Source organism: Desulfuromonadales bacterium (genome assembly GCA_035620395.1).
Taxonomy (GTDB): Bacteria; Desulfobacterota; Desulfuromonadia; order Desulfuromonadales; family DASPGW01; genus DASPGW01.
The window spans coordinates 1-10,397 of the sequence record DASPGW010000209.1 but is presented as its reverse complement, the minus strand read 5'-3'; the positions used below and the strand labels follow the sequence as shown (position 1 = coordinate 10,397).

General features: G+C 58.9%; 9 protein-coding genes and 1 riboswitch. All 9 genes read left to right on the top strand.

Features of this window, described 5'->3' with window-relative positions:
• Positions 1-374 (top strand): ATP-binding cassette domain-containing protein (locus tag VD811_11585; GenBank protein HXV21615.1); only part of this gene is annotated, 374 nt, incomplete at its 5' end.
• A 62-nt stretch (positions 375-436) separates the two neighbouring features.
• Positions 437-1,594, top strand: coding sequence for an FtsX-like permease family protein (locus tag VD811_11580; GenBank protein ID HXV21614.1), 1,158 nt, complete (start codon positions 437-439; stop codon positions 1,592-1,594).
• Entirely contained in the window at positions 1,594-2,760 is a 1,167-nt protein-coding gene (locus tag VD811_11575; protein ID HXV21613.1) for an ABC transporter permease, read from the top strand. Before VD811_11580 ends, VD811_11575 begins: the two co-directional genes overlap by 1 nt.
• 292 nt (positions 2,761-3,052) lie before the next feature.
• Positions 3,053-3,949 (top strand): hypothetical protein, encoded by an 897-nt coding sequence (locus tag VD811_11570; protein ID HXV21612.1) that lies wholly within the window; start codon positions 3,053-3,055, stop codon positions 3,947-3,949.
• Between the two features lie 30 nt (positions 3,950-3,979).
• The gene (locus tag VD811_11565; GenBank protein ID HXV21611.1) at positions 3,980-4,666 is read left to right on the top strand and encodes a hypothetical protein; all 687 of its coding nucleotides are present in this window, start codon (positions 3,980-3,982) and stop codon (positions 4,664-4,666) included.
• Positions 4,667-4,775: 109 nt separating this feature from the next.
• Positions 4,776-5,093 carry a DUF6504 family protein gene (locus VD811_11560; protein HXV21610.1) on the top strand — a complete coding sequence of 106 codons (318 nt, stop codon included), beginning with the start codon at positions 4,776-4,778 and terminating at the stop codon, positions 5,091-5,093.
• Positions 5,094-5,886: 793 nt separating this feature from the next.
• Positions 5,887-5,977: riboswitch (cyclic di-GMP riboswitch) on the top strand.
• Between the two features lie 121 nt (positions 5,978-6,098).
• Positions 6,099-8,297, top strand: a complete 2,199-nt coding sequence (locus tag VD811_11555; protein ID HXV21609.1) for a peptidase domain-containing ABC transporter — start codon at positions 6,099-6,101, stop codon at positions 8,295-8,297.
• Positions 8,290-9,342, top strand: coding sequence for a zinc-ribbon domain-containing protein (locus VD811_11550; GenBank protein HXV21608.1), 1,053 nt, complete (start codon positions 8,290-8,292; stop codon positions 9,340-9,342). The genes VD811_11555 and VD811_11550 overlap by 8 nt, the downstream gene beginning before the upstream one ends.
• Before the next feature lie 104 nt (positions 9,343-9,446).
• Complete coding sequence (locus VD811_11545; protein ID HXV21607.1) at positions 9,447-10,382, top strand: transposase; 936 nt, start codon at positions 9,447-9,449, stop codon at positions 10,380-10,382.
• The last annotated feature ends 15 nt before the right edge of the window (positions 10,383-10,397 follow it).

The following is a 10,397-nucleotide window of genomic DNA, read 5'->3' as shown; positions in this document are numbered from 1 at the left end:
CCGCCTTCGAGAACGTCGAACTGCCGCTGCTGCTCACCGGCCTCTCCCGGCGCGAGCGCCGGGAGCACGCCACCGCCGCGCTGGCCGCGGTGGGGCTGGCGGACCGGATGGACCACCGTCCCGGGCAGCTCTCCGGCGGCCAGCAGCAGCGGGTCGCCATCGCCCGGGCCGTGGTCACCGACCCGACCCTCCTGGTGGCCGACGAGCCGACCGGCGACCTGGACCGGGCCTCGGCCGAGGAGATCCTGGAGCTGATGGACCGCCTGGTGCACGAGGCGGGCAAGACGATCCTCATGGTCACCCACGACCCCCGGGCGGCCGAGAAGGCGCACATCGTGCGGCATCTGGAGAAGGGGGTTTTGCTGCCCCAGTGACAGAAGACGGAAGACAGAGGACAGAGGACTGAAGACAGCGGATAAATGACGAGTGACGAGTTATGCTCTTTTTCCGTCTCATCCTGCGTAACGCCTTCCGCCACCGCCTGCGTACCGTCCTGACGGTTTTCGGGGTGGCGGTCGCCATCGCCGCCTTCGGGCTGCTGCGCACCCTGGTGGGGCTCTGGTACCTGGGGGTGGAGTCGGCCTCGGCCACCCGGCTGGTGACCCGCAACGCCATCTCCCTGGTCTTCCCCCTCCCCATCTCCTACCGCGAACGGATCCAGTCGATCCCGGGCGTGGCGGAGGTCGCCTACGGCAACTGGTTCGGCGGCATCTACATCGACGAGAAGAACTTCTTCGCCAACTATGCGGTGGAGCCGAAAAGTTACCTGGATCTCTATCCCGAGTTCGTCCTCCCCCCGGAGCAGAAGACCGCCTTCCTGCGCGACCGCAAGGGGGCGGTCGTCGGTCGCCAGCTGGCCGACCAGCACGGCTGGCGCCTGGGCGATCTGATCACCCTCAAGGGGACGATCTTCCCCGGCGAATGGGAGTTCGTCCTGCGCGGCATCTATCGCGGCGCCGAGAAGAGCACCGAGGAGCGCATCTTCCTTTTCCACTGGCACTACCTCAACGAAACGATGAAGAAGACCTCCCCTCGCCGGGCCGACCAGGTCGGCTACTACATCGTCGGCGTCGAGCGGCCCGAGCTCGCCGCCGAGGTGGCGACGGCGCTGGACCGGACCTTCGCCAACTCCCTGGCCGAGACCCTGACCGAGACCGAACGCAGCTTCCAGCTCGGCTTCGTTGCCATGACCGAGGCGATCCTCACCGCCATCGAGATCGTCTCCTACGTCGTCATCCTCATCATCATGGTGGTGACGGCCAACACCATGGCGATGACGGCGCGGGAGCGGATGGCCGAGTACGCCACCCTGAAGACCCTCGGTTTCGCACCGCGGCACCTGGCCGGGATCGTCTTCGGCGAGTCGATCACCATCGCCCTGGCCGGCGGCGTGCTGGGGACGCTCCTCATCTTCCCGGCGGCCCGCTGGATCGAGGTCGAGCTGGCCCAGTTCTTCCCCGCCTTCAGCATCGCCCCGGCGACGATCGCCCAGGGGCTGCTCGCCGCCCTGACGGTGGGGGTGATCGCCGGCATCTTCCCCACCTGGCGGGCGGCGACGATCCGGATCGCGGCCGGGCTGGGGAGGATCGGGTAATGCCCATTCCCTTCTCCTACAGCTTGCGCAACCTCTGGACCCGGCGGCTGACGACCGTCCTCACCGCCGCCGGCATGGCCCTGGTGGTCTACGTCTTCGCCGCCACCCTGATGCTGGTGGAGGGGCTGCGGGAGACGCTGGTGGCGACCGGCTCCTCCGACAACGTGGTGGTGCTGCGCAAGGCGGCGGGCTCCGAGGTGCAGAGCGGGGTGGGGCGGGACCAGGCGGCGGTGGTCGAGAGCGTGTCCGGGGCGGCCCGCGGGGCCGACGGCGAGCCTCTGCTGGCCCGGGAGCTGGTGGTCCTGGTCAACCTCCCCAAGCGGGGAAGCGGCAAGCCGGCCAATATCGTGATCCGCGGCATCAGTGCCGCCTCGGCGACGCTGCGGCCGCAGGTGCGGCTCGCCGCCGGCCGGATGCCGCGGCCGGGGATGGCCGAGGTCGCCGCCGGCCGCAGCATCGCCGAGCGCTTCCAGGGGGCCGGCATCGGCGAGGTGCTGCATTTCGCCGGCCGGGAGTGGCGGGTGGTGGGGGTTCTGGAGGCCGGCCGCACCGGCTTCAGCTCCGAGATCTGGGGGGACGTCGACCTGCTGATGCAGGCCTTCCGCCGCCCGGTCTACTCCTCGATCATCTTCCGCCTGCAGGATCCGGCCGCCTTCCCGGCGGTCAGGGAGCGGCTCGAGAACGATCCCCGGCTGACCCTGGAGGCCAAGCGGGAAACGAAGTACTATGCCGACCAGTCCGAGGCGATGGCGCGCTTCCTGAGCATTCTCGGCCTTACCCTGACTGTCATCTTCTCCATAGGGGCGGTGATCGGGGCGATGATCACCATGTATGCCGCCGTCGCCAACCGCATCGCCGAGATCGGCACCCTGCGGGCCCTGGGGTTCGGCCGCCGCAGCATCCTCGCCGCCTTCGTCCTCGAATCGCTCCTGCTCGGCCTGGTGGGGGGGATTGCCGGGGTCCTCTTCGCCTCCGGCATGCAGCTCATCACCCTCTCGACCATGAACTGGCAGACCTTCTCCGAGCTCGCCTTCTCCTTCTCCCTCACCGCCGGCATCGTCGGCAAGTCCCTCCTCTTCGCCCTCGGCATGGGGTTCGCCGGCGGCGTGCTGCCGGCGCTGCGGGCCGCGCGGCTGGAGATCGTCGAGGCCCTGCGGGGGGTGTAACAAGCGGCGTCGGCAATTCTTTTGTGCTCCGTGAATCGCAAGAAATCCTTGGGGCAATTTCAGCCCCCAAATTCGCTCCATAGCATCGGATACCGGCTACTTATGGGATAATTATTGTAAAATATTGGCACCTTGACTTGGCCCGACCCCCCAGGGTCACTGGAAGGCCGTAATGTTGACGGGGAGACGATGCCTTTGTTCTCCGGGAGCCGCAGGGAATTTACGAGAAGAATGCCAGCCATGAAAATCGTCCTATAGCAAAAAACAACGGCCACCTTGGAGGTGATTTTTCGTGAAGATAAAGGATTTGTCCTGGCCTGACTCCAGATCAACAAGAAGGGCAAGGGTCCCTTCCGGGCAGAGTGGTTGGGAGAGAAACAATGAACGCGGAGCAGAGGCCCTTGCGGGTGCGGTGGGACTTCTAAATTCACGATTTCGCCTGGCTGCCATGCTGGCGTGTGCCATCACCGCCTTGCTGTTGTGCGGCTGCACCTTCTCTTACGTCAAGGAGTTCAACGAGGCCGCCTACACGCTTCCTGCCGAACCCCTTCCAATGGAACCAAAATTGATTAGCGACCTACAAAACGCGCCTGAGTTTCTGGCGATTCATTATGACCGCTACCCGAATGCGGATGTATTCTTTGCATCTCCATCGCAGCCCGAGCATCTTAGACAGTTCCTGGCTGAACTCGAGGCGAAGGCAGTCAATCCCCTGCCGGCTGTCAGAGATCAGTTTTTGTTTGCCATCAGAGACTCTTTCGGAATTCATAATGTCCGAGTGATTGAGGAGCCGCGTTTCAGCAAGACAGTAACCGACCCTCACGCGTTCTATTGGAAAGTTCACAAGACTACCCGTAACACCGAGGATGAACTGAATCAGTTGAAAAGGACCTTCCGTGAGGGGATGGCAATCGATTTCTATACTTACAAATGGTGGCTCATCCCCTATCCAGAAGATGAAGCCCATTATCGGTTTGTCTATTCGGTGGAAGTCCGACTGATCCGGGTCGAGGAATCGGCCGTTCTTTGGAAAGGAGTTTGCAACATCGTCGACGAATATCCACCTGCGCAAAGGCTCACACTGGCCGAGCTCAAGGCCGATGATTTTGCGCTCAAAGACAGGATTGCAAGAACAGCAGAGGAATGCACGGCAGACTTGATTTTTCAATTTTCGGGAAAACGAAATTAAGAGCTTCTCCAGGCGAGGAGGCATCGGGGCATGGCCAAGATGAAACGATCCTTTTTATTGCTATCCGTAGCGGCGCTTACCTTTTTTCTCAACGCTTGTACTGTGCTGGCTCCAATACAATTCAGCAGGCCTGAACTCTCACCTGCGGATATCAAAATGAGCAAGGATGGGATCGTCAGCATGGACGGCCTTGATCTTAAGGTTGTTCCACAGAATGAACATTCCACCTTTGGATTGGTTGGCTATATAATCCCGATCATCCCGTGGCCTACCTTCTCTTCCTCTCTTAATCGGCCACAGTTTGAAATTCAGATAGTTCTGGATCCCAAAGGAGATGCTTTCGCCCTCGACCCAGGCCGTATTGCTCTCGAACTCCCTGCCGTGCCGGCCATCTCGCCGGTTGGGTTCAAGCGGGGACCCGGTGCGTTTTCTGATGAGAAGGGTGAAGTATTATTACTTCTTGGCGAGCCTCCATCTGAGAATGTCTCTTGTGAGGTAGATTCCAAGGCGGATCCTGCTCCGATCCCCGTGGCGCCGATTGCCGTGTCTGACCGCACCTGCTTCGTGCTGGTATTTCCCACCCCTCCTCCGTCGCCGAATCAACAGTTTACCCTCGCCATCGACGGGATCCTGAAAGCAGGCCAACCATTTCCCATCCCGCCGATCCACTTCAAGAAAGGAAGAACGCTGTTGTTTGGGTGGGGTGTTCCTATTTGATTTCGTTTCATTCCTTTGGGCGGCAGGACACCGGTGATGGCCTGGCATTGGGGGCAGACCGAAGACCTTTGAACAAGAGAAGAAACCCGCCTGAGTGAGGATGCCCGGCATGGCCGAACGATTTGTCGATGAACCTCTCGAGCCGGTCGTCGCTACCGCCGACACTGCCCTTATGGCCGGCGGCGGACCCGGCCTGCCGCGCGAGTTTCGGTGGCGCGGGCGGACCATTGAAGTTGCGGCATTGCTCCGCAGTTGGCGCGAGACGGGAAAGTGCCGTCATGGCAGTGGCGAGATGTATGTCCGCAAGCATTGGTTCGAAATCGTTACTACCGACCGTGCAACCATGAAGATCTACTTCGAGAGGCAGCCCCACCGTGGCCGGAAGGAGCCGCGTTGGTGGCTGTTCACCATCTCCGAGGCGGATTGACCGGGGAGGAGACTGCCGTAGGGGAAAATGGGGACGAAACCCGGTATTGAGTATGCAATGAGCGAGGGTGTTGTCCATCCACAGGATAACGCCTATTCATATGGAAGATTTATATAAATACCAGTAAGTTATCTTGGTCCGACCCCATAGGGCAAAGCCAAGTCGGAGGGTTGGGCAAGTGCTGGCTGCAACGGGGAAGCCTCACAGGTCAAGATTGTGGGAATTTAACTCCGGTGGGATGCCCGGGGTCGGACCAAGCCAACTCATTGAAATTGCAACTATATAAATTCAACTGTCCGCTTCAAAACAGGCTATGAGTCGATTTTTGGGGTAATAAAGGTAGAGAAGGCCGGCAGTTTGGAAGTGATGGCAGAAGCCCGCCGCGAAGAGGCGGAGGAGGCGCTGACCTCGGAAAGGCACTAGTGGGACGAAGTCTGGACGAAGAGTCTCGCCGTAGGGAGTGCGGAGTTCGTGTCGAAAGGGGAACCCGTGACGTTATCGGGGCGGGCAAGTCTTTTGTGTTCCGTGAGTCGTAAGACCATTCAGTTAGTTGACCGCCACCATTCCCTGGGAAAAATATGGTTGACATCCGAAAATTATAAGGGTAAACACTAAAACTCTGTACTAGTTGTTTTTAATTGTCTGGAGGGAAAAATTGTGAGGGGGAATTGTAGCGAAACCCAGCCGGCTTTCGATCAGATCGGATATCTGACAGGAGGTCGGCTGTTTTATTTCGAGAAAAGGGTGAAAATAACAGGCTTGATCTGAAACTCACATGCTGTAGGTTGGAATGCCGCCGAAAGGGTAAACCACGGGTAACCGTGGGGCACAGAGCCATCGGTCCGACGAAGCTTAGGCAGGAGTCGGATGGCCGGGCTGTCGAAGTGGCTGAAGAGATGAATACCCATCTCATCAGGAGCCCGCTTCTTTTTTCGGAAGCGGGCTTTTTGTTCGACAAGTTCAAACCTGCAGCCATTTCATCACAGCTAACAAAAGGAAGGTCTTATGTCGCTCGGGGGGGGGATGGGGCGCGAGGAGCTGTTATGGCTTCTTGGCAGCCTCAGTCAGGTGTATCGGCTGCCATTCGATGCCGCGCTTGTCGCGCAGCAATTCCCGCCGCCATATTCCCTGGTCACCTTCCACGAAGCTGCCCGCTCACTGGGATTCAAAACCGGCACCTGCAACCTTGCCGGACTCGATTGGCAAAAACTTCCGCTTCCCGCCATCGCTTTCCTGCGGTCGGTACCGGAAGAACAGGCAACCTCTCCGGAGGGGCAGGCCGACGATACTGCCGGGGGAATCTCCGATTCTCCTGAGACCGAAAGCGCCTCGTCTCTCCCCATCCTCATCCTCAAAGCAGGCTCCCAAAAGGTTTTTTTCTTCCGTTTCGGTTCCCGATCCCTGGAAACTCTTGCTGTTGAGGAAGCAGCGGCCCAGGTTGCACCCGACCTAATTCTCATCGCCCGCGAAACGACTGCCCGCCCGGGCAAGAGCGAAGAAATCCCTGGCTTTAATGCCGAGAAGAAGGAATTCGGTTTCCGCTGGTTCATCCCGGAAATCATCAAGCACAGGCGCATCTGGCGTGATGTCCTGCTCGCCTCTCTTGCTATCCAACTCGTCGGCCTCGCGACCCCACTCTTCACCCAGGTCATTATCGACAAGGTCATCGTCCACCAGACCCAAAGCACCCTTATGGTCCTCGGCGTGGCGCTGGTCATGTTCATGGCCTTCACCAGCGTCATGACCTGGCTGCGGCAGTACCTCGTGCTCCACACCGGCAACCGCATCGACGCAGTGCTGGGGAGCCAGGTCTTCCGCCACCTGCTGAGATTGCCGCTACCCTATTTCGAGCACCGCCCCACCGGCACCCTGGTCGCCAGGCTGCACGGGGTGGAGACGATCCGCGAGTTCGTTTCCGGCGCAGCCATTGCCCTGCTGCTCGATTTCCCTTTCCTCCTCATCTTCCTGGCGGTGATGTTCGCCTATTCCTGGCAACTTTCCCTCATCGCCGTCGGGTTGCTGGGCCTCGTCTGTCTGATGAGTTTTCTTGTGGTCCCCGTCTTCCGGGAAAAGCTCAATCGTCAGTTCATGCTCGGTGCCGCCAATCAGGCCTTCCTCACCGAGTACCTTGCCGGCATGGCGACGGTGAAATCGCTGCAGATGGAGCCGGACGTCGACAGGAAATACGGCGACCTCCTCGCCCGCTACCTCGCGGCCGGGTTCTCCACCAAGAAGGTCGGCAACACCTACAACGTCATCGCCAACGGGCTGGAACAGGTGATGACCCTCTCCATCCTTCTCGTCGGCGCCATGCTCGTGATGCGCAACGAAGGGTTTACCATCGGCATGCTGGTGGCCTTCCAGATGTTTGCCAGTCGCATGAGTCAGCCGATGCTTCGCCTGGTCGGGCTGTGGCAGGAGTTCCAACAGGCCAACATCGCCGTGAAGCGCCTGGGCGACATTCTCGACATGCCGCAGGAACCCCATACTCTGACGCCCTCCCGGGAGAACGTCGGCAAGGGGAAGATCGACCTGGTCGATCTCTCCTTCCGCTACTCCGAGAACCATCCCTGGCTCTACCGCAACCTGAACCTTTCCCTCAAGCCCGGTCACCTATCGGTCCTGATGGGGCCTTCCGGCTGCGGCAAAAGCACCCTGGCCAAGCTTCTCCTCGGCTTCTATCTCCCCCAGGAAGGGCAAATCGATCTGGACGGCAAGGATATCCGCTACCTGGCCGCCAACGAGCTGCGCAGCACCTTCGGGGTGGTACCGCAGGAAACCGTCCTCTTTTCCGGAACCCTCTACGACAACCTCGTCATGGCCCACCCGCATGCGACCTTCGAGGAGGTCATCCAGGCCTGCAAGGCGGCCGAGATTCACGACGTAATCGAAAATCTGTCGAACGGCTACCAGAACGAGATCGGCGAGCGAGGGACGGGGTTGTCGGGCGGGCAGCGCCAGCGGCTGGCTATCGCCCGGGCGCTGCTCAAGAAGCCGAAGGTCCTCATTTTCGACGAAGCGGTCTCCAACCTCGACCAGCAGACGGCGGAGCATTTCGCCAGGACGATCAACAAACTCAAGGGGAAGGTGACGATGCTTTTCATCACCCATCAGATTCCGCGCGGGCTGCAGGTGGATGAAGTGTTGGAACTGGGAACAATCGTCAGGCAGATGGGTGTTGTGGTGGAGGGAAAGAATGGGTGAGATAGTGAGCAAAAACGGCGTATTAGGGAAGATCCGCATTAGCTGTCCCGGCTGTGGCTTTAGTAGAGAATTCCCGGGCGATGCGATTCCTCCAAGGGCGACGCAGGCGACCTGTCCGAAGTGCACCCACGCCTTTCCCCTCCCAGCATATATCATTAAAAAAACTGATGCTGGACCGGAACCGGCAGGGGAGCAATCAGATTGGCTGGTCGCTGCAGATAGCCAGCCCCCGAAAAAGACAGAGGAAAAGCCCAAGGCATTGAGGAAAGGTGGATCCAGGACAAGCCGACATAGGTCTGATGTCAGGCCGTCAAAATGGAAAGTCGGAATCGTTATTCTGGTGCCGGTTCTTATCGTGACGGCCGTTTTTTTGCTGTACTGCGGCATTGTAGTAGCGCGTTCCGTTAGGGCTGGAAGCGGACAGCATATAGGGCAGACCATCATGGTTCAGCCTCAGGGCGTCTTTGCCCAGGTCGATACGAGAAGGACGCTGGAAGTAATCCAGGAAATGTCCAGTCAAGATCATCGAAAGGTCAACAGGGCAATCGAAAAAATTATCGCCGATCCAGGGATATTCCAACCCCCCGCCTTCTTTGCTCTGGCTGCATCACTGTATAAGGAAGGAAAGGCAGAAGAGGCCATATTCTGGCTGAATGCCGGCCGGGTCCGCGCGAGGTTTGATGCGAACCGATGTGCCGATGTCAGCGCGCGCCAGGCGGTTCGGGTTCTTTCCATGCAGATGCCGGCAGATCTCATAAAAGAGCAATTCAAAGACCTGGACCGTTTCCGCTCACTCGTAGTAAAGGCCATCGAATGGGATCGGGCTACCCCCTACGACTACGACCACCGGTGGATCAATCTGCATGGGATGGCTGCCATGATATCAGGCATGGAGAAAGAGAGCGGAGAGGGTCGGGAGCCGGCTGAAACGAGTCTGCCCAAAGAGCAATGGCCGGCGATTGCCGAACGAACGCGGGAGGCATACCTGCAAGAATTTGAAGAGGTGATTGCGGATTTGCGGGATAAATCGAGTGAAAACAGATGAAGACCTCATAACTTGCAGCAATTGAATCTGCCGAGAAGGAGGAACCCATTGTTAAGGAAAGTGTCAGGTCTACACATTGACAAAATGATCGCCGGGAGGGAGGGATGAGCAGGCCGTTACGAATCGAATATCATGGAGCTTTTTATCACGTCACAGCACGAGGGAACGAGCGACGGGACATTTACAAAAGCGGTGCGGATCGCGAGCGCTTTCTTGGTTACCTTGCATCGGCGACCGAGCGCTACGGAGCTACCATCCATGCTTGGTGTCTGATGAGCAACCATTACCACCTTCTTATGGAGACGCCAGCCGGGAATCTCTCGCAGATCATGCGACATATCAACGGTGCTTACACCAACTACTTCAATGCCAGGCGTAAGCGGGCAGGGCACCTTTTTCAGGGGCGCTACAAGGCGGTATTAGTGGATCGGGACGCCTATGCTCTGGAGTTGTCGCGCTATATCCATCTCAATCCGGTGCGGGCGGGGATAAGTCAGCGACCTGAGGATTATGTCTGGTCGAGTTATCGGAACTTCATTGGGCAACAGGCCGCGCCTGGGTGGCTGTGCCGCGGCGAAATTTTGGGATATTTTGGTGGTGATGAGAGGCGCTATCGAACATTTGTGGAAGATGGACTAGAACATGGGGTATCAAGCCCATTGGACGAAATGCTGGCCTCAACCATCCTCGGGCGTAGTGAGTTTGTCCGGGAAGTCGAAGAGACTCATCTGTCTGGAAAACATCCGAGTCGCGACATTCCAGGCTTGCGAAAGCTGAGCTGTCGGTGGCCCGTGGATGACATTGTGGCAGCGGTCGAAACAACCCTGGGAGCGGAGAAGAGCTTGGCCCGGAAGGTGGCGATTCATCTCTGTCACCGTCACAGCGGCGAGAAATTGCGGGAGATTGGTGAGAGATTCGGCATTCGCGAGTCGGCTGTATCACAAGAAAGCAGACGGTTGCTTATCAGGATGGCCGCTGATGAAGGTCTGAGAGCGGGGGTTGAAGAGGTCTGCCAAAAGCTGGGAGTTGTCAATGTGTAGACGTGACACCGATGG